The following is a 20,240-nucleotide window of genomic DNA, read 5'->3' as shown; positions in this document are numbered from 1 at the left end:
GGGGTTCGACTCCCGCCCGGCCGCGACGGTTGCCCCCGGGTTGTGAAACCGGCTCGGTGGGGCACTCGGCACGCACCACCCGGTCGAGGCAGCAGGAGGTACCCGTGGCCGTACGCCATCACCTGATCCGAGTCCCGCCGAGTGCCGTGTGGGACGTCCTCGCCGACGGCAACCGCTACGGGGAGTGGGTGGTGGGGACCTCCGAGTCCCACCCGGTGCGCGGGCACTGGCCGTACAAGGACGCCGCGATCCGCTACCGCGTCCGGCTCGGTCCGGTGCAGCTGGACAACGAGACGACCGTCCGCCTCTGCGAGGAGGGCCGCCGGCTGGAACTGGAGGCCCACGCCGGTGCGCTCGGCACCGCCCGCATCGCCATCGAGCTGCGGCCCTGGGGCGATCACTGTCTGGTCATCGTCGACGAGCACCCCCTGCGCGGGGCCGGCGGCCGGCTGCACAACGTCGGCTTCGAGGCGCTGATCCAGCTGCGCCACCGGGCCATGCTGGCCCGCCTGGCCCGCCTGTGCGAGGAGGAGGCGGGGGTGGGGGACGCGGAAGGCGGCCGCCGCGCCCTGGGGCAGGTCACCGTGGGCCGTGGCGCGGACGGGCCCCGCCATGCCTGACGCCGTGGTGATCGGCGCGGGACCCAACGGCCTGGTGGCCGCGAACCTCCTGGCGGACGCCGGGTGGAGCGTGGAGGTGCTGGAGGAGCAGCCCGAACCGGGCGGCGCCGTACGGCACGACCGCGGCGTGGACCCCGCGTTCGTCAGCGACCTGTTCAGCTCCTTCTACCCCCTCGCGGCCGCCTCGCCCGTGCTGGCCGGGCTGCGCCTGCAGGACCACGGACTGCGCTGGAGCCACGCGCCCAGCGTGGTGGCGCACCCCCTCACCGACGGCAGCTGCGCCGTCCTCGGCCGGGACGTCGACACCACCGCCGCGTCCCTCGACGCCTTCCACCCGGCAGACGGCGACGCCTGGCGGCGGCTGCACGACGTGTGGGACGGCCTGCGCCCGGACCTCCTCGACGCGCTGTTCACCCCCTTCCCGCCGGTGCGCGCGACGGCCCGGCTGGCGATGCGGCTGCGCGCGGCGGGCGGCCTGCGCATGGCCCGCTCCCTGGTACTGCCGGTGCGCCGCCTGGGGGAGGAGGAGTTCCGCGGCGAGGGCGGCCGGCTGCTGCTGGCCGGCAACGCCCTGCACGCCGACCTCGCCCCCGAGGCGTCGGGCAGCGGCGGCTTCGGCTGGCTGATGGCCATGCTGGGGCAGACCTACGGCTTCCCGGTCCCGGCGGGCGGCTCCGGGGCGCTGACCTCGGCCCTGGTGCGCCGCCTGGAGAGCCTGGGCGGGCGGGTGCGCTGCGGGCAGCGCGTCGAGCGGGTCGTGGTCCGCGGCGGACGGGCCGTGGGCGTGCGCACGGCGGCCGGTGACGCGGTGCCCGCACGCCGGGCGGTGCTCGCGGACGTCTCCGTTCCCGCCCTGTTCGGCGAACTCGTCGAGCCCGAGCACCTGCCCGCCCAGGTCCTGGAGGACCTGCGGCGCTTCCAGTGGGACTTCGCCACCTTCAAGGTCGACTGGGCGCTGGACGGACCGGTGCCCTGGCAGGCCGAGCAGGCGGCCGGAGCCGGGACCGTGCACCTGTCCGACGGCGTGGACGAACTCACCCGCTTCGCCGCCCAGCTCGCCATGCGGCAGGTCCCGGACCGCCCGTTCCTGATCTTCGGCCAGATGACCACCTCCGACGCCGGCCGCTCCCCCGAGGGCACCGAGTCGGCCTGGGCGTACACCCACATCCCGCACGAGATCCGGGCCGACGCGGGGGAGGAGAACATCACCGGCGACTGGTCGGCCAAGGACCAGGAGCGCTTCGCCGACCGGGTCGAACGCCAGGTGGAGCGGTTCGCGCCCGGCTTCCGCGACCGGATCCGGGCCCGCCGCGTCCTGGCGCCCCCCACCCTCCAGGCCATGGACGCCAACCTGGCGGGCGGTGCCATCAACGGCGGTACGACAGCGATGCACCAGCAGCTCGTCTTCCGCCCCCTGCCCGGCACCGGCCGCCCGGAGACCCCGGTGCCCGGACTGTTCCTCGCCTCCTCGGGAGCCCACCCGGGCGGCGGGGTGCACGGCGCGCCCGGGTCCAACGCCGCCCGGGCGGCGCTGCGCCGCAACCGGGCACCGGGGCTAGCCCGGGCGCAACGGATCCTGGCGCGGCGCGACCGCACCGGAACCAGACGCTGAACCCGTCGCCCCCTGAGCGGGAAGGAGGGGCGCCCATGCACAGCAGTCCGCTCGCCGGCCGCACGGTCGTCGTCACCGGAGCCGCCCGGGGCGTGGGCGCCGCCGTGGCACGCGAGAGCGCCCGGCGCGGCGCCCGCGTGGCGCTCCTCGGGCACGAGAAGGCCGCGCTGGAGGCGGTGGCCGCCTCGCTGCCGGGCCCGGCGCTGGCCGTGGAGGCCGACGTCACCGACCTGCCCGCCCTGCGGGCGGCGGCCCGCACCGTGCGCGCGGGGCTGGGCCGCCCCTCGGCGGTGGTGGCGAACGCCGGTGTCGCCGAGGGCGGCGCCTTCCTGGACTCCGACCCGGACGTCTGGCGGCGGGTGATCGACGTCAACCTCACCGGCAGCGCCCAGACGGCCCGGGCGTTCCTGCCGGACCTGCTCGACACCGCGGGCTACTTCCTCCAGGTCGCCTCCCTGGCGTCGATCGGCGCCGCCCCGCTGATGAGCGCCTACTGCGCCTCCAAGGCGGGCGTCGAGGCCTTCGCGCACGCCCTGCGGGCGGAGGTGGCGCACCGGGGCGTCGGCGTCGGCATCGCGTACATCAACTGGACGGACACGGACATGATCCGTGACGCCGACCGGTACGACGTCCTGCGCGAGCTGCGCGCCCACATGCCCCCGCCGGCCCGGCGCGTGCACTCCGTGGACGTGGTCGCCGCCCGCCTGGTCAGGTGCCTGGAGCGGCGCCGGACGGCGGTGTACGCGCCGGGCTGGCTGCGGCTGGCACAGCCGGTGCGCTCGGCCATGCCGCCCGTGGTGCTGCGCGTGGCCCGCCGCGAACTGCCCCGCCTGGAGGCCGCCGGGCCCGTCCGGAACACCGGCCTGCTCGGCGCGGGCGGCCACGCCGACCGCACGGCGACGCAGCGGCGCCCCTGACCCCGGCGGCCGGGAGCCACCCCGCGCCCGGCGGCTGGGAGCCCTCTGCGCCTGGCGGCTGGGAGCCCCCCTGCGCCCGGCGGCTGGGAGCCCCCCTGCGCCCGGCGACTGACCGGCCCTGCTTCCCCCGACCACACGGCGCCCGGACGGGCCAGGTCCCGAGGGCGGAGGGCCCTGACTCCGTCGTCCGGAGGGGCTCGGACCCCGTGGCGGGACGCGCGGTGCTTCCGGTCGGGCGGTTCCGGCGCGTGTGGTGCGGAGGGGCCTGGGCTCGCGGCTGGAGCGGCGCTGACTTCGTCGCGCGGAAGGGCCCAGGCCCTGCGGCGGGACGCGCTGCTTCCGGCCGGGCGGTTTCGGCGCGTGTGGTGCGGAGGGGCCTGGGCTCGTGGCTGGAGCGGCGCTGATTTCGTCGTGCCGACGGGCTCTGGGCTCGTGGCCGGAGCGGCGCTGACTTCGTCGCGCGGACGGGGCCTGGCCTCGTGGCGGGACGCGCTGCTTCCGGCCGGGCGGTTCTGGCGCGTGCCGTCCGGACGGGCCTTGGCCTCGTGGCCGGAGCGGGGCCTCCTTCGTCGCGCGGAAGGCCCGGGCCCCGTGGCCGGTCGGATGGGGTCCGCTTCCGGTGGGCGGGCTGGTCCGGCGGGGGTGTCCGGACGGGACCGGCCCCGTGGCGGAGTGGCCGGACCCCGGCCCGGCACCGGCTGCCACCGCCCGTTTTCCCCGTCGTCCGCCGTCATGGCGGACACTGGTCGGCAGGGAAGGGAGGCCGACCGTGCTGACCGGAGTCCGAGAGCAGCTGGGCCAGGCCCTGTTCCGCCGGGTCGCGGGACCCGGCGGGCCGCAGACGCGAGCCCGTATCCACCACACGCCCGGGCCGCGCTGGTTCGGGCCCGACCGGCCGATCCGCACGGTCCACGGTGACGCCTCGATGTTCATCGGCGGGCTGACCGCACTGCTGCTGCAGTCCCTGCACCCGCTCGCCATGGCGGCGGTCGCCGGGCACTCCGGCTACCGCGGTGACCCGTGGGGCCGTCTGCAGCGCACCAGCACCTTCCTGGCCGTGACCACCTACGGCACCGCCGAGGACGCCCGCCGGGCCGTCGACCAGGTCCGCGGCATCCACGAACGGATCCGCGGCACGACCGCGCGGGGCGAGCCGTACCACGCGGCCGATCCGCACCTGCTCGCCTGGGTGCACGCCGCCGAGACGGACAGCTTCCTGCGCGCCCACGAACGCTACGGGGCCCGGCCGCTGGACGCCGCGGGCTACGACGCGTACGTCGCCGACACCGCCCTCGTCGCCGAGGCCCTGGGCGCCGAGGACCCGCCGCGCGACCGCCGCGAGCTGTCCGCGCGGCTGGCCGCCTACCGGCCCGAGCTGCGGGCCACGCCCGAGGCCCGGGCGGCCGCCCGCTTCCTGCTCTTCCAGCCTCCCCTGCCCCTGGCGGTGCGGCCCTTCTACGGCGGGCTGGTGGCCAACGCCGTCACGCTGCTGCCGCCCTGGGCGCGCGGCATGCTGTGGCTGCCCCGGGTGCCGGTCGTCGAGACCCTCGCCGTGCGTCCCGCCGGGCAGGCCCTGACCCGGACCATCCGCTGGGCGATGACCCCGGCCCGCGAGGCGTCGGGGCTGCCCTCCCAGCGCACGTGAGATGCCCCGCACCGCCGGGGCCGGCCCCGGGGTCCGGGCGTCCGCGTACGGCACCACGACGGACACGGCGGCGGTGACCGTGCCGTCCGCACCGCGCACCGGTGCGGCCACCGACAGCGCGTCCAAGGCGTGCAGGAGGCGAGTTCGCCCGGCGGGCAGGTGCGGATCGGCCGCGTGGTACGGCTCACAGCGCGCGCAGGGTCCAGCTCCAGCGGTGGACACCGGCGGGCACGAGGTAGGAGGCGAACGTGTCGGGCCCGCACGACGCCGTGCCGAGCCCGCGGTGCGCCGCGTCGATGTGCACCACGCACCCCGCCCGCGGCACCAGTTCGTCGTGGTGCGCGACGGCGGCGAGGTCGGCCGCGCGATGCCGGGTCACCGAGACCTGCCGCGGCCGGTCCAGCCGCACGGCGAGGCCGGTCGCGTCCGGCGCGGACAGCGTGAAGTGCCGCACCCCGTGCCGCCCGCCGCTCTCCTGCGGCCGCAGATACGGCGTGAACAGCTCGTCCACCGGCAGCGCGTGGTGCCCGACGGGCGCGCCCGCGGCCCGGTCCGGGTACGACTCCCAGGGGCCCTGCCCGAACCACTCCCACAAGGTGAGCCCCGGCACCGTCTCGAACACCGACCCGACCCGGGCCACGTCGTGCAGCGTCCCGGGCAGCTCGGCGCACTCCTCGACGAGCAGCCCCTCCTCGACCGCCGTGAACACCTGCTCGTGCCGGACGGTCCCGCCCGGGCAGAGATGCTCGGTCACCACCGTCACCCCGCCCGGCCCCCGCCGTACGGCCACGAGCCTGCGGGCGGGCCGGTCCAGGCCCCAGTCGCGCCAGCGGCCCGCCATGCCGCCCAGCTCGTCGTTGTCGGTGGGCGCCCGCCACAGGGACAGCACCGGAGCGGCCGTCAGCAGCGGATGGACCAGCAGCCCGTCCTCGTCGACGTCGACCGCGCCGCCCGCGACCGGTGTGCGCACCACCGGCGACGCGGCCCGCAGCCGCACCTGGGGCAGGCACACCACCGTGCCGCGCGGCGCCCACGGCTCGTCGCGGGCCGTCGTGACCCGCAGCGTCAGCCACGCCTCGCCGCCGCCGTCCGGCAGCGCGAACGGCAGCGGCACCGCCGCCGTCTCACCCGGCCGCAGAGCGGGCAGCTCGGCGGGGGCCGTCAGGGTGGGGCCGTCGGCGAGGGACAGCTCCCACTCGCCGGCCAGCCAGTCCAGGCCCCGGAAGTGCTGGTGGTTGCTCAGCACCACGCCCTCGTGCCGGAAGCGCGCGATGCGCACCGGCGCGGCGGTCTCCCGGTGCTCGTACATCACGGGCTTGGGGGTGCGGTCGGGAAAGACGACCCCGTCGGCGATGAACGCGCCGTCGTGGTCGCTCTCGCCGAAGTCGCCGCCGTACGCCCAGCGATGCCCGGGCGCGGCCACACCGTTGCCGTGGAGTCCGGCGCCCCCGGGCCCGGCCGGTCTGCCGTCGTTCACACGCTGCAGGATGCCGTGGTCCCAGAACTCCCAGATGAACCCGCCCTGAAGCCCCGGGGTGGCCTCGATGGCCGCCCAGTGGTCCGCCAGCGTGCCGTTGCTGTTGCCCATGGCGTGCGAGTACTCGCATTGGATGAGCGGCTTGGTCTGCGTGCCCGACAGGGCGTGCGCGAGGCACTCCTCCAGCGGCGCGTACATCGGGCAGGCGATGTCGGAGGCCACGTCCGGGTCGGCCCAGCCGCGCTTGGCGGCGCCCTCGTACTGCACCGGGCGGGTCGGGTCGTGCCGGCGCACCCAGCCCGCCGCCGCGTCGTGGTTCGCGCCGTAGTCGGACTCGTTGCCCAGCGACCAGACGATGACGCACGGGTGGTTCCTGTCGCGCAGCACCATCCGCGCGACCCGGTCGACGAACGCGCCCAGGTAGCGCGGGTCGTCGGCGATCTCGTGCGCGTGGTCGTGCGCCTCGATGTCGGCCTCGTCGACCACGTAGAAGCCGAGTTCGTCGGCCAGGTCGTACAGGGCCGGGTCGTTCGGGTAGTGCGCGGTGCGGATCGCGTTGAAGCCGAACCGCTTCAGCAGGACGAGGTCGGCGCGCATGTCCTGCCGTGACACGGTCCGGCCGGTCAGCGGATGGAAGTCGTGCCGGTTGACGCCCCGGATGAACACGCGCTCGCCGTTGACCAGCAGGTCCCTGCCAAGGATCTCGACGTCCCGGAAGCCCACCCGGTGCCGGGAGGTGTCGGCGACGGTGCCGTCGGCGCGGTGCAGGCGGACGGTCAGGCCGTACAGCTCGGGCGTCTCGGCGTTCCAGGTGCGCACGTCCGGCACCACGGTGCGCAGCCGGGCCTCGCCGAGGAAGGCGGAGACCCGCTCGTCCCCGGCGTTGGCCCGGTCGAACTCCGCGTCCTGGGTGAGCGGGTGCCCCTCCAGCTCCCCGCTGACGTACCAGCCCCCGGGCAGTGCCCCGCCCGCGTCCCGCACCCGGCAGTCCACCCGCAGGTCCCCGTCCCGGCGGGCGCGCACGGTCACGTCCGCCAGGTGCAGCGGGTCGGTCGCGTACAGCAGCACCGAGCGGGTGATCCCGCCGTGCCACCACTGGTCCTGGTCCTCCAGGTGCGAGGCGTCCGACCACTTGACGACGGTCAGGCGCAGCACGGCCCGTTCCCCGGGGCGCACCAGCTCCGTCAGGTCGAACTCGGCGGCCAGGTGGGAGTCCTTGGAGATGCCCGCCGGGCGCCCGTCCACGTGCACCAGCAGCACGCTCTCGGCGGCCCCGACCTGCAGCACGATCCGCCGGCCCGCCCACGCGCCCGGCACCTCGACGGCCCGCTCGTACACGCCGGTCGGGTTGTCGGCCGGCACGTGCGGCGGGAACTCGGCGAACGGCATGCGGACGTTGAGATACCGGGGGAGGTCGTCCGTGCCCTGCAGGGTCCACACCCCCGGCACGTACGACGACGACCAGACCTCCCCGAGCGGGGCGCCGGGCGCGGGCAGCAGCTGGAAGCGCCATTCGCCGTCGAGCCGGACGGCTCCGGGACGCCGGTCCACGGCGTGCATCGGCAGCCGCCCCCAGGAGGTCACCTCGGGTGCCTCCCAGGGGCGCAGGGCGATCAGCGGATCGCTCGTCATCCGCGCACGGCTCCCTTCGCGAGGTCGCCGATGATCTGCCGGGCGCCGAGGGCGAACACGATCAGCAGGGGCACGAGCGCGAGCAGCGCACCGGTCATCACCATGCCGTAGTCGGTCGTGCCGTGGGTGCCGTTGAGCTGGGACAGCGCCACCTGGAGGGTGACGTTGTCCGGGTCGGTCAGGGCGATCAGCGGCCAGGCGTAGTCGTTCCACTGGCCCATGAAGGTGAAGATGCCGAGGAACGCCAGCCCGGGGCGGACCACCGGCAGCGCCACGTGCCAGTACTGGCGCAGGAACCCGGCCCCGTCCAGCCGGGAGGCGTCGATGAGTTCGTCGTGGATGGCGCTCTTCATGTACTGGCGCATCCAGAAGATGCCGAACGCGTTGGCCGCCGCCGGCACGATCAGCGAGGTCATGGACCCGATCCAGCCCAGCTTCGCCATGATCACGAACTGCGGGATGGCCTGGAGCTGCATCGGCACCATGAAGATGAGCATCAGCAGCGCGAACAGGGCCCGCTTGCCGGGGAAGTCGAACTTGGCGAAGACGAACGCCGCGAGCGAGTCGAAGAACAGCACCAGCGCCGTCACACTGACCGCGACCAGCAGCGAGTTCAGCAACGAGCCGAAGAAGTCGACGGTGTCGAAGAGGTTGCGCACGTTCTCCGTGAAGTGCGAGCCCGGCAGCAGCTTCGGCGGGTAGGAGAAGATCTCGGTCGACGTGTGCGTCGACATGACGACGGCCCAGTAGAAGGGGAAGGCCGACAGCAGCAGGCCGCAGACGAGCACCGCGTGCAGCGCGACGCCCCGGCCGCGGGAACCCTTGATGGATGCCATGGTGACCGTGTCTCCCTAGTCTTCGCCCCGGCGCTGCACCAGGCGCCAGTTGATGATCGAGAAGAGGACGACGACGAGGAAGATGCCCCACGCCACGGCGGCGCCGTAGCCGAAGTCGTTGTTGTCGAACGTCTGCTGGAAGAAGTAGAGGACCATCGTCCGGCCGGCGTGGTCGGGGCCGCCCGAGAACGTGGACTCGTTCGCCGTGGTCTGCAGCAGCACCTGCGGTTCGGCGAAGCTCTGCAGTCCGGTGACCGTCGAGACGACCAGCACGAACAGCAGGGTCGGCCGCAGCAGCGGCAGTGTGACCCGCAGGAAGGTCTGCACCGGGCCGGCGCCGTCGATCCGGGCCGCCTCGTACAGGTCGCTCGGGATGGTCTGCAGCCCGGCGAGGAAGATGATCGCGTTGTAGCCGGTCCACTGCCAGGTCATCAGCGTCGCGATGGCGACCTTGATGCCCCACGGCGTGTTCAGCCACGCCACCTGGTCCAGGCCCACCGCCTGCAACAGGGCGTTCATCAGGCCGAAGTTGGTGGAGAACACCGAGCCGAACACGATCGCCACGGCCACGATCGAGGTGACGTTGGGCAGGAAGTACGCGAAGCGGTAGACGTTCTTGAAGCGGACCGCCGAGTTGAGCATCACGGCCGTCACCATCGCCAGCAGGATCATGGGGAAGGTGGCCAGCGCCCAGATGATCAGGGTGTTCCCGATGGAGCTCCAGAAGTCCGTGTCGGTGAGCAGGTAGCGGAACTGCGCCAGGCCCGCCCACTCCATCGCGCCCAGGCCGTCCCAGCGGTGGAAGGACAGATAGAGCGAGAAGCCGACGGGGATCAGGCCGAAGCAGAGGAAGAGCAGGTAGAACGGGGAGATCGCGGCGTACAGCCGCCAGTGGCTCAGGACGCCCTTGCGCCGGTGGACGGCAGTAGTTCCGGTCGCGGCCGCCGGGGGGTTGTCGAGCGCGGGTGCGGTGGCCATCAGTAGCTCACCCCCAGGTGGTCGGCGATCCGCCGGCACTTGCCCATGGCGTCCCTCCAGGCCTGGTCCGGGTCCTTGCCGAGGACGCCGACGTTCTTGATCTCGTCGCGGACGGGCTGCCCGAGCGCGATGTCGTAGGGGCTGTTGTAGGCCACCGGGATCTTCTCGGCCGCCGGGCCGTAGACGTCCATGGTGATCTGGCCGCCGAAGAACGGATCCGGTTCCCGCAGCCTGCGCATCCCGTAGGAGGCGGGGGTGGAGGGGAAGAGGCCGGCGTCGACGAAGCCCTGCGCCTGGTTGTCCGCGTCGAGCATCCAGGTGATGATCTCGAAGGCCCGCTCGGGCTCCCGGCACGCCTTGGTGATCGCCAGGAAGGAGCCGCCGACGTTGGAGGGTCCGCCCGGGCAGTCGGCCACGCGCCATCTGCCCTTGGTCTTCGGCAGGCCGAGCTTGAGGTCGCCGGCGGCCCAGGAGGCGTTGAGCTGACTGGGCAGCAGCCCCCGCTCGGCGGCGGAGTTCCAGTCCGGGGTGCCGCTGACGATGTCCGACACCAGCCCGCGCCGCTTGGCCTCCACGGCACGGTCCCAGCAGGCGCGCACATGCTCGCCGTCCCCGATGAAGTGCCGGTCCCTGTCGACGAACCGGGTGGTGCCCTGCCCGAGCGACATCTCGAAGACGCTGCCGACGTCGGTGAGCAGGAACGCCCCGCGCACCCGCCGTCTGAGCTGCTCGCCGGCGGCGAAGAACTTCTCCCACGTGTCCAGCTCCCGGGACACGTCGGCCGGCTCGTGCGGCAGCCCCGCCTTGTCGAACACGGCCGGCTGGTAGTAGTGCACGACCGGGCCCACGTCGATCGGGAACCCGACCAGGGAGCCGTCGTCGGCCACGCCCTGCTGCCACTTCCAGTCCAGATAGCGGCTCTTGAGCCGCTCGGCGCCCAGCGTCCGCAGGTCCACGAACTGGTCGGCGTTCGGCAAGTAGGAGGCCATGTCCTCCCCCTTGAGCCCCGCGATGTCGGGGATGTGGGCACGGCCGGCCAGGGTGGTGATCAGCTTGGACCGGTAGTAGCCGCCGATCTGCTGGGCCTTGAGGCGGACGTCCTTGCCGTAGCGCGCCGTGGCCTCCTTGACGACGGTGTCGCTGAGACCGCCGCTCCAGTACCACAGGACCATGTTCCGGCCGGTCGAGCCGGCCGGGACGGCGCAGCCGGCCGCCAGGCCGCCCAGTGCCGTGGCGGCCGTACCGGCCAGGCCCGCGCGCAGCAGGCCTCTTCGTGAGAGCCGCACAGCTCCCACCGCCTTTCGGATCTGTTCGTGATGTCGCTCGGGATGGGCACGTGAGGGGGGTGGGGGAGGGGTGCGTCAACGCCCCGGGGCGGGCGGGGTGACGGGCGCGTACCGGACCGGCGGACCCGGGTCCTCGGGGATCCGGTCCGCCAGGAAGCCGTACGCGCGCCTGAGCTGCGGGTCCGTCAGCGCGTTCCACCAGCGGTGGACGCCGTACCAGCCGGGGGCCGCGAGCGCTCCGCCGTGGTGCCGGACCGACAGCCCGGCGGCGAGCACCGCGAACCGCAGCCGCTCCTCCAGCGGCCAGCCGCCCAGCGAGGCCGCGACGAAACTCGCGCCGAAGACGTCGCCCGCGCCGGTGGCGTCCACGGCGTCGACGTCGAGGGCCGGGACCTCCGCGTACTCGCCGGTGGTCTGGTCGACGGCGAGCGCGCCGTCCCGGCCCCGGGTCACGACCGCCACCGGCACCACGTCGGCCAGGGTGCCGAGCGCGGCGACGGCGCTGTCGGTGCGGGTGTAGGCCATCGCCTCGGACTCGTTGGGGAGGAAGGCGTGGCACAGGGCGAGTTGCTCCAGCAGGTCCCGGGACCACTGCCGGGTGGGGTCCCAGCCGACGTCGGCGTAGATCCGGGTGCCGCCGGCCGCGGCCTCGGCGAGCCATCCGCGCGGCTCGGCCTCCAGGTGGACCAGGGCGGTGCGCGCCGGGGGCGGGTCGCCCAGCAGCACGTCCTGGGAGAACGGCGGTTCCTGGCCGTGGGTCAGCAGGGCCCGGTCGTGGCCGTAGGCGACGGAGACGGTGACCGGGGTGGGCCAGCCGTCCGCCGTGCGGGAGAGCGTGAGGTCGACGCCCTCCTGGCCGCCGAGGACGTCCCGGCAGTAGGCGCCGTAGAAGTCGTCGCCGAACACCGTGGCCAGCGAGGTGCGCAGACCGAAGCGGGCGGCGGCCACCGCGAGGTTCGCGATGCCGCCCGGGCCGCAGCCCATGCCCGCCGTCCAGATCTCCTCGCCCGGCGTCGGCGGTCTGCCCAGGCCGGTGAGCACGAGGTCGTAGAAGAGCAGCCCGGTCAGCAGCACATCGGGCCGGTCGTCGTCCACGGATGCGTCCTCTCGCTCGGGCTTCGACAGACATCGTCAAAACTCTTCATTTCGGTGAGCGGAATCGTGCGCTGCTCGGCGAGATTGGTCAATACCCGAGCAGAAATAAGCATGGTCATGATTGAAGATGACGAGTAATGTGCACGCCGTGCTGGCAGAACGACGACACCAACTCATCCTGCGGGCCCTGCGCTCCGGCGGCCCCGCAGCCGTGACCGACCTCTCCGAGCAGCTGGGCGTGAGCCCGGCCACCATCCGGCGCGACCTGGTGAAACTCGAGGAGGACGGCCTGCTGACCCGGGTCCACGGCGGCGCCGTCGTCGAGGAGGGCGACCAGCCCTTCGCCGAGGTCGCCGAGGTGCGCGTCCCGGAGAAGGACGCCATAGCCGAGCGCGCCGCGGCGATGATCGGCGACGGCCAGTCGGTGCTGCTGGACATCGGCACCACCGCCTACCGCCTGGCCCGGCAGCTGCACGGCCGCCGCCTCACCGTGATCACCAGCAACCTGGTGGTCTACGAGGAACTCGCCGACGACGAGGGCATCGAGCTGGTGCTGCTCGGCGGCATGGTCCGCCGCGAGTACCGCTCCCTGGTCGGCTTCCTCACCGAGGACAACCTGCGCCAGCTGCACGCCGACTGGCTCTTCCTCGGCACCAGCGGCGTGCGGCCCGGCGGGCAGGTCATGGACACCACCGTCGTGGAGGTGCCGGTCAAGCGCGCCATGATCCGGGCCGGTGAGAAGGTCGTGCTGCTCGCCGACGCGGCCAAGTTCCCGGGCCACGGCATGGCCAAGGTCTGCGGGCCCGAGGACCTGGACGTGGTGGTGACGAACACACCGCCGGACCCGGTGACACGGGCCTCCCTGGAAGAGGCGGGCGTCGAGGTCGTCGTGGCGGGAAGGGTCCGGACGTGAACCCTTCCCCGTCCGCGGCCGCCCGGCCCCCGGCGCGGGCCGCCCGGCCCCACGGCGCACCGCGCGGCCGCATCCCCGCGACCCCCGGGCCGGAGCGGACCCGGGACCGAGCACAGCGAACGAAGCGGCACGCGCCCGTTCCCCCCGGCGTACCGCGCGCACCCTACGGAGTCGGAGGAACCCGGTGAGACTGACGATCCTGGGCGGCGGAGGATTCCGCGTGCCGCTGGTGTACGGGGCGCTGCTGAGGGACCGCGCCGAGGGCCGGGTGACCCGGGTCGTCCTGCACGACCTGGACGCCGGGCGGCTGTCCGCGGTGACCCGGGTCCTCGCCGAGCAGGCGGCCGGCGTCCCCGACGCGCCCGAGGTGAGCGCCACCACCGACCTGGACGAGGCCCTGCGCGGCGCCGACTTCGTGTTCTCCGCGATCCGCGTCGGCGGTCTGGAGGGCCGGGCCGCCGACGAGCGGGTGGCCCTCGCCGAAGGCGTCCTCGGCCAGGAGACGGTCGGCGCCGGCGGCATCGCCTACGGCCTGCGCACCGTCCCGGTCGCCGTCGACATCGCCCGGCGGGTGGCCCGGCTCGCGCCCGAGGCGTGGGTCATCAACTTCACCAACCCGGCCGGCCTGGTCACCGAGGCCATGTCCCGCCACCTCGGCGAACGCGTCATCGGCATCTGCGACTCCCCGGTCGGCCTCGGCCGCCGCATCGCCCGCGTCCTCGGCGCCGACCCCGAGGAGGCGTGGATCGACTACGTCGGCCTCAACCACCTCGGCTGGGTGCGCGGCCTGCGCGTCGCCGGCCGGGACGAGCTGCCCCGCCTGCTCGCCGACCCCGGCCTGCTCGGCTCCTTCGAGGAGGGCAAGCTCTTCGGGGCCGACTGGCTCCAGTCCCTCGGCGCGATCCCCAACGAGTACCTGCACTACTACTACTTCAACCGCGAGACCGTCCGCGCCTACCAGCAGGCCGAGAAGACCCGCGGCGCCTTCCTGCACGAACAGCAGGCCCGCTTCTACGCCGAGCTGCGCAACCCCGACGCCCCCGCCTTGAAGGTCTGGGACGACACCCGCGCCGAGCGCGAGGCCACCTACATGGCCGAGAACCGCGAGAGCGCGGGCGCCGGCGAACGCGACGAGGACGACCTGTCCGGCGGCTACGAGAAGGTGGCCCTCGCCCTCATGCGGGCCATCGCCCGCAACGAGCGCACGACCCTGATCCTCAACGTCCGCAACCGGCACACGCTGTCGGTGCTGGACACCGACGCCGTCATCGAGGTCCCCTGCCTCGTCGACGCGGGCGGCGCCCACCCCGTCACGGTCGACCCGCTGCCCGATCACGCCACCGGCCTGGTCTGCGCGGTCAAGGCCGTGGAGCGCGAGGTACTGGCCGCCGCCGAGTCCGGCTCCCGCGCGACGGCCGTGAAGGCGTTCGCCCTGCACCCGCTCGTCGACTCCGTGAACGTGGCCCGGAGGCTGGTCGAGGGCTACGCCCAGGTCCATCCCGGACTCGCGTACCTTGGGTGAGCGCCGCTCGGTAAGCGCTTTCCAGCCCGCTCTTCCCGCTTGATGGAGACACTCCCATGCACGACGAAAGCCGCCGGATCGAAGAGCGCGTGCAGCGCCTCCACGACCAGCGCATCAAGACCGCGGTCTACGCGGCCACCGTCCCCTTCGAGGTCGGGGCCTGGCAGGCCCCGGGCGAACCGGTGCCCTTCGAGGAGGCGGCGGCCGCCTCCTACGAGCCGTTCGCGATGGGCACCCCGTGGGGCCCGCCCTGGGGCACCACCTGGTTCCGCATGCGCGGACAGGTGCCCGCCGAGTGGGCCGGAAAACGCGTCGAGGCCGTCATCGACCTCGGCTTCACCGGCGACTGGCCCGGCAACCAGGCCGAGGCCCTCGTCCACCGCACGGACGGCACCCCGCTGAAGGCCGTCAACCCGCTCAACCAGTACGTGCCGATCGCCCACCCCGCGCGGGGCGGCGAGACGGTCGACTACCTCGTCGAAGCCGCCTCCAACCCGGACATCCTCGCCGACGACTTCGCGCGGCCCACCCCGCTCGGCGACAAACGCACCGCGGGCGACGCGCCCCTGTACACCTTCCGCAGCGCCGACCTCGCCGTCCTGGACGAGGAAGTGTGGCACCTCGACCTCGACGTGCAGGTGCTGCGCGAGCTGATGCTGGAACTCGGCGCGCACGACCCGCGCCGCCACGAGATCGCCCACGCCCTCGACCGGGCGATGGACCTGCTCGACCTCGACGACGTCTCCGGCTCGGCCCCCGCCGTGCGCGAGGCGCTGAAGCCGGTGCTGTCCAAGCCCGCGCACGCCAGCGCGCACACCGTCTCCGGCGTCGGCCACGCCCACATCGACTCCGCCTGGCTCTGGCCGATCCGCGAGACCAAGCGCAAGACGTCCCGCACGTTCTCCAACGTCACGTCCCTGGCCGAGGAGTACGAGGACTTCGTCTTCGCCTGCTCCCAGGCCCAGCAGTACGCGTGGGTGCGCGACCACTACCCCCAGGTCTGGGCCCGCATCCGGGAGTCCGTGGAGAAGGGCCAGTGGGTCCCGGTCGGCGGCATGTGGGTCGAGTCCGACGGCAACCTGCCCGGCGGCGAGGCCGTCGCCCGCCAGTTCGTGCACGGCAAGCGGTTCTTCATGGACCACTTCGGCATCGAGACCAAGGGCGTCTGGCTGCCCGACTCCTTCGGGTACAACGCGGCCTACCCGCAGATCGCCAAGCTCGCCGGCAACGAGTGGTTCCTCACCCAGAAGATCTCCTGGAACCAGACCAACACGTTCCCGCACCACACCTTCTGGTGGGAGGGCATCGACGGCACCCGCATCTTCACGCACTTCCCGCCGGTCGACACCTACAACGCCCGTTTCAGCGGCGAGGAGATGGCCCGCGCCGTGCGCAACTACCAGGAGAAGGGCGGCGCCTCCCGCTCCCTGGCCCCCTTCGGCTGGGGCGACGGCGGCGGCGGCCCCACCCGCGAGATCATGGAACGCGCCCGCCGGCTGGCCAACCTGGAGGGCTCCGCCAAGGTCGTCGTCGAACACCCCGACGCGTTCTTCGCCAAGGCCCGCGCGGAGTACCCGGACGCGCCCGTGTGGGTGGGCGAGCTCTACCTGGAGCTGCACCGCGCCACCTACACCTCCCAGGCCCGCACCAAGCAGGGCAACCGCCGCTCCGAGCACCTCCTGCGCGAGGCCGAGCTGTGGGCGACCACGGCCGCGCTGCACGCGCCGGACTACGCCTACCCCTACGAGGAGCTGGACCGGCTGTGGAAGACGGTGCTGCTGCACCAGTTCCACGACATCCTGCCCGGCTCCTCCATCGCCTGGGTGCACCGCGAGGCCGAGGCCGAGTACGCACGCGTGGCCCGGGAGCTGCGGGCGCTGATCACCGAGGCGCTGGCCGCACTCGGCACGGGCGGCCCGCGCGTGTTCAACACCAGCCCCTGCGACCGCGCCGAAGTGATCAGGAGCGCGGACGGCACGCCCGCGTACGTGGATGTGCCCGCGAGCGGCTCCGCGCCGCTCACCGACGCCCGGCCCCCGCACCCCGTGACGGTGGACGGGCGGGTGCTCGACAACGGACTGGTCCGCGTCGAGGTCGCCGAGGACGGCACGCTGGCCTCGGTGTACGACCTGGGCGCCCGCCGCGAGGTGCTCGCCGAGCCGGGCAACCTGCTGCGCCTGCACACCGACCTGCCCAACCACTGGGACGCCTGGGACATCGACAAGCACTACCGGAACCGCTACACGGACCTGCTCGACGCCTCCTCCGTCACCGTCGTCGAACAGGACCCGCTCCTCGGCGCCATCCGCGTCGAGCGGGACTTCGGCAAGGGCTCGAAGATCACCCAGACGATCACCGTCCGCGCCGGCAGCCCTCGCATCGACTTCGAGACGGACATCGACTGGCACGAGAGCGAGAAGATCCTGAAGGCGGCCTTCCCGGTCGACCTCCGTGCCGCGCACTCCTCCGCCGAGATCCAGTTCGGCCACGTCCAGCGCCCCACCCACACCAACACCAGCTGGGAGGCGGCCCGCTTCGAGGTCTCCGGACACCGCTGGGTGCACATCGGCGAACCCGGCTACGGCGTCGCCGTCGTCAACGACTCCACCTACGGCCACGACGTCTCCCGCACGGTCCGCGAGGACGGCGGCACCACGACCACCGTCCGCCTCAGCCTGGTCCGCGCCCCGCGCATCCCGGACCCGGAGGCCGACCAGGGCCGCCACCGCTTCACCTACGCGCTGCTGCCCGGCGCGCGCATCGAGGACGCCGTCGCCGAGGGCTACGCCCTCAACCTCCCGCTGCGGGTGGCCGAAGCGGCGGGCGCCCCGGAACCGGTCGTCTCCGTCGAGGGCGAGGGCGTCACCGTGGAGGCGGTCAAGCTCGCCGACGACACCTCCGGCGACGTCGTCGTCCGGCTCTACGAGTCCCGCGGCGGCCGGGCCACCGGCGTGCTGCGCACCGCGTTCCCGCTGGCCGGGGCGCAGATCACCGACCTGCTGGAGCGCCCGCTGCAGGACGCGGACCTCACCGGCGGCGGCGTCGCCCTCGCCCTGCGGCCGTTCCAGATCCTGACGCTCCGCCTGCGCAGGGGCTGACCGGCATGGCCATGCAACGGTGGTTCACCGACGCCAAGCTCGGCATCTTCGTCCACTGGGGCGTCTACGCCGTCGACGGCGTCCAGGAGTCCTGGTCGTTCTACGACGACGTCGTCCCCTACGACCGGTACATGTCCCAGCTGGACCGGTTCACGGCCGCCCGCTACGACCCGCGCGACTGGGCGCGGCTGTTCGCGCGGGCCGGCGCGAAGTACGCCGTGCTGACCAGCCGCCACCACGACGGGGTCGCCCTGTGGGACACCGCCCACGGCGACCTGAACGTGGGCCGCGACCTGATCGGCGGCTACGCCGAGGCCCTGCGCGAGCAGGGCCTCAAGGTCGGCCTCTACTACTCGCACTCCGACTGGAGCCACCCCGACTACGCCTCCACCCGCAAGCCCGGCCGCCCGCCCGAGCTGGAGGACAACCGCTACTCCGAGGCCGCCGCCGGGCACGAGGACCCGGCGGCCTGGGAGCGCTACCTCGCCTACCGCGACGGCCAGCTACGGGAACTCACCGGCCGCTACCGGCCCGACCTGATGTGGTTCGACGGCGAGTGGGAACGCAGCGAGGAGCAGTGGCGCATCCCCGAACTGGCCGCGCTGATCCGCTCCGAGGTGCCGGACGTCGTCTTCAACGCCCGCATGCTCGGCGAGGGCGACTACGCCACCCCCGAGCAGGGCGCCCCCGTCGTGCCGCCGGAGGGGCCGTGGGAGCTGTGCCTGACGATCAACGACTCCTGGGGCCACCAGCACCACGACCACCACCACAAGTCCGTGGACCAGCTGATCCGCTACTTCACCGAGACCATCGGCGGCGGAGGCAACCTGCTGCTGAGCGTCGGCCCGCGCGAGGACGGCACGATCACGCCCGAACAGCGGGAGAGGCTGGAGGGCCTCGGCGACTGGATCGCCCGGCACGCCGAGGCCGTGTACGGCACCGGACGCGGCCTGCCGCCCGGCCACCACTACGGCCCGAGCACCCTCTCCTCGGACCGCCGCACGCTCTATCTCACCCTCTTCGACGCCCCGCGTGCCGAGATCAACGTCCGGGGGCTGCGCAGCGGGGTCCGTCGCGTCACGGTCCTGGGCCGCGGCACGGAACTCGCCCACGAGGTCACCGGGGGCCTGCACGAGACCCCCGGCATCCTGTGGATCCGGCCTCCCGCCGCGGCCGACCTCGACCCGCACGCCACCGTGCTGGCCGTGGAACTGGAAGGGGAGCTGGAGCTGTACCGGGGCGCGGGCCGCTTCTGACCCCGCACCGGACGCGGGGGCGGTCCGGGCACCGCTACGTGGACAGTCCCGTGGGGCGCGGGACGCTCGCGGCGAGGTCCTGGCGGGGCGGCGTCCCGGCCGCTTCGGCGGCGCCGGCCGGGGCGGGCACCGCCGGAAGGGGGTCGGCCGCCTCCGGGCGCTGCTGCGGCAGCGCCACCGGCCGCAGCGGACGCGGCCCCGACACCACCGTGTAGTCCTGCCCCAGGAACGGCGGCACCACCTCGCCCGGGTCCTCGCCGAGCGCCAGCTGCACTGCGGCCCACGGGGCGTTGACCCCGCACAGGGACAGCTGGTGCAGGCCGCCCGCCGGACGGGTGTTGACGTCCATCAGCACCGGCCGGTCGCCGAACATCCGGAACTGGATGTTGGACAGGTGGTGCAGACCGAAGCCCTCGGCGATCCGGCGGGCCGGGTCCAGCCACTGCTCGTGCAGCGTGAAACCGCGACGCCGGCCGTTCTTCGTGCGGCCGATGGCCATGCGGATGCGGTTGTCCGGACCGGTCAGGCAGTCCACCGACACCTCCGGCTGCTCCAGCCGCGGCATCACCAGCCAGTCGACCGGCTCCTCGGCCCGCCGCAGCGCCTCCAGCACCAGATCGAGCGGCACGTACGGGCTCGGGAACCCGTTCAGCTGCATCATCGAGAACGGCGAGCGGGTGATCACGCGGAAGCCCACCCCGCCCGCCCCGGACGCCGGCTTGAAGCACGCCTTGTGCCCGGCGGCCTCCAACTCCTCGACCGCCTCGACGAGTTCGCCGGCCGAGCGGACCCGCCACCACGGCGGCACGGGTACCCCGATGGCCTGGACCGCCTCATAGGCGATCACCTTGTCCTGGAAGACGGCCACCGCCTCGGGCGGCGGCGCCAGCACCGCCGTACCGGCCGCCTCGAACTCGGCGCGGTGCGCCACGATCGCCGACTGGTGCAGCCGGGGCACGAACACGTCGATCCCGCGCCGGGCGCACTGGTCCAGCGCGTACTCGACGTACCCGGCCGGGGACAGGCCCTCGGGTTCGAGCTCGGCGGTGTCGGCGGCGGCCAGCACGGGCGAGTCGGGGTCGCCGTGGGTGGCGTGGATCTCGACGGCCCGGTCGCTGGGATTTCTCCGCAGCTGGTCCATGAAGAACACGTTCTCCGCGTACGTGCGGTTGAGCCAGACGCGTACGCGAGAGACCATGCAGGCCGCCTTCCACGGTTCGCGGGCACGGCGCAGCAGCCCGTGCCCGGGCAGGATGAAGGGAGGGACACCAAACCGCCCCCGTGAAAGGGACGTTCGTAGCGGTGGTGTTGGGGCAGATCATACGGCGTCGGCGGGCCGTTCCGTGCAACGCG

The 20,240-nt window shown here is 73.7% G+C and carries 14 protein-coding genes and 1 pseudogene; 8 read left to right on the top strand and 7 right to left on the bottom strand.

The features are described 5' to 3' along the window. Positions 1 to 104: 104 nt before the first annotated feature. The 4 genes from ACIGAN_RS00295 (at position 105) to ACIGAN_RS00280 (ending at position 4,794) form a co-directional block, all read left to right on the top strand. Entirely contained in the window at positions 105 to 620 is a 516-nt protein-coding gene (locus tag ACIGAN_RS00295) for an SRPBCC family protein (protein WP_365097818.1), read from the top strand. Continuing rightward, on the top strand, positions 613 to 2,232 hold the full coding sequence (locus ACIGAN_RS00290) for a phytoene desaturase family protein (protein ID WP_399854261.1): 1,620 nt from the start codon (positions 613 to 615) through the stop codon (positions 2,230 to 2,232). The genes ACIGAN_RS00295 and ACIGAN_RS00290 overlap by 8 nt, the downstream gene beginning before the upstream one ends. Before the next feature lie 35 nt (positions 2,233 to 2,267). Continuing rightward, positions 2,268 to 3,149: an SDR family oxidoreductase gene (locus ACIGAN_RS00285; protein WP_399854260.1), complete on the top strand. Its 882-nt coding sequence runs from the start codon at positions 2,268 to 2,270 to the stop codon at positions 3,147 to 3,149. Positions 3,150 to 3,918: 769 nt separating this feature from the next. Further along, complete coding sequence (locus ACIGAN_RS00280; RefSeq protein WP_399854259.1) at positions 3,919 to 4,794, top strand: oxygenase MpaB family protein; 876 nt, start codon at positions 3,919 to 3,921, stop codon at positions 4,792 to 4,794. Here ACIGAN_RS00280 and ACIGAN_RS00275 read toward each other — a convergent pair. The 6 genes and pseudogenes from ACIGAN_RS00275 to ACIGAN_RS00250 all read right to left on the bottom strand — a co-directional run. Further along, positions 4,771 to 4,917, bottom strand: a pseudogene (locus tag ACIGAN_RS00275) (IclR family transcriptional regulator); the annotation flags it as partial. The gene ACIGAN_RS00280 and the pseudogene ACIGAN_RS00275 sit on opposite strands and share 24 nt — an antisense overlap. Before the next feature lie 61 nt (positions 4,918 to 4,978). Beyond that, positions 4,979 to 7,903, bottom strand: coding sequence for a glycoside hydrolase family 2 TIM barrel-domain containing protein (locus tag ACIGAN_RS00270; protein ID WP_399854258.1), 2,925 nt, complete (start codon positions 7,901 to 7,903; stop codon positions 4,979 to 4,981). Beyond that, the gene (locus tag ACIGAN_RS00265) at positions 7,900 to 8,739 is read right to left on the bottom strand and encodes a carbohydrate ABC transporter permease (RefSeq protein ID WP_365097809.1); all 840 of its coding nucleotides are present in this window, start codon (positions 8,737 to 8,739) and stop codon (positions 7,900 to 7,902) included. The genes ACIGAN_RS00270 and ACIGAN_RS00265 overlap by 4 nt, the downstream gene beginning before the upstream one ends. A 15-nt stretch (positions 8,740 to 8,754) precedes the next feature. Continuing rightward, positions 8,755 to 9,717 carry a carbohydrate ABC transporter permease gene (locus tag ACIGAN_RS00260; protein WP_399854257.1) on the bottom strand — a complete coding sequence of 321 codons (963 nt, stop codon included), beginning with the start codon at positions 9,715 to 9,717 and terminating at the stop codon, positions 8,755 to 8,757. After that, positions 9,717 to 11,003 carry an ABC transporter substrate-binding protein gene (locus ACIGAN_RS00255; RefSeq protein ID WP_365097806.1) on the bottom strand — a complete coding sequence of 429 codons (1,287 nt, stop codon included), beginning with the start codon at positions 11,001 to 11,003 and terminating at the stop codon, positions 9,717 to 9,719. The genes ACIGAN_RS00260 and ACIGAN_RS00255 overlap by 1 nt, the downstream gene beginning before the upstream one ends. Positions 11,004 to 11,078: 75 nt before the next feature. Next, a complete protein-coding gene (locus tag ACIGAN_RS00250) occupies positions 11,079 to 12,098 on the bottom strand; it encodes a carbohydrate kinase family protein (RefSeq protein WP_365741437.1) in 1,020 nt (339 codons plus the stop codon). 148 nt (positions 12,099 to 12,246) lie between these two features. Here ACIGAN_RS00250 and ACIGAN_RS00245 point away from each other — a divergent pair, with 148 nt between their 5' ends. The 4 genes from ACIGAN_RS00245 (at position 12,247) to ACIGAN_RS00230 (ending at position 18,887) form a co-directional block, all read left to right on the top strand. Next, a complete protein-coding gene (locus ACIGAN_RS00245) occupies positions 12,247 to 13,011 on the top strand; it encodes a DeoR/GlpR family DNA-binding transcription regulator (RefSeq protein ID WP_365097833.1) in 765 nt (254 codons plus the stop codon). A gap of 184 nt (positions 13,012 to 13,195) precedes the next feature. Beyond that, the gene (locus ACIGAN_RS00240) at positions 13,196 to 14,533 is read left to right on the top strand and encodes a 6-phospho-beta-glucosidase (RefSeq protein ID WP_399854256.1); all 1,338 of its coding nucleotides are present in this window, start codon (positions 13,196 to 13,198) and stop codon (positions 14,531 to 14,533) included. Positions 14,534 to 14,589: 56 nt separating this feature from the next. Continuing rightward, positions 14,590 to 17,631, top strand: coding sequence for an alpha-mannosidase (locus tag ACIGAN_RS00235; RefSeq protein WP_399854255.1), 3,042 nt, complete (start codon positions 14,590 to 14,592; stop codon positions 17,629 to 17,631). Positions 17,632 to 17,636: 5 nt separating this feature from the next. Continuing rightward, positions 17,637 to 18,887, top strand: coding sequence for an alpha-L-fucosidase (locus ACIGAN_RS00230; RefSeq protein ID WP_399854254.1), 1,251 nt, complete (start codon positions 17,637 to 17,639; stop codon positions 18,885 to 18,887). Between the two features lie 34 nt (positions 18,888 to 18,921). Here ACIGAN_RS00230 and ACIGAN_RS00225 read toward each other — a convergent pair whose 3' ends face one another. Further along, the gene (locus ACIGAN_RS00225) at positions 18,922 to 20,085 is read right to left on the bottom strand and encodes an ATP-grasp domain-containing protein (RefSeq protein WP_365741429.1); all 1,164 of its coding nucleotides are present in this window, start codon (positions 20,083 to 20,085) and stop codon (positions 18,922 to 18,924) included. Positions 20,086 to 20,240 lie beyond the last annotated feature (155 nt).

Source organism: Streptomyces sp. NPDC085931, from assembly GCF_044540565.1.
Classification (GTDB): domain Bacteria; phylum Actinomycetota; class Actinomycetes; order Streptomycetales; family Streptomycetaceae; genus Streptomyces.
Note: the sequence above shows the minus strand (reverse complement) of the source record. Positions and strands in the feature narration are given on the sequence as shown.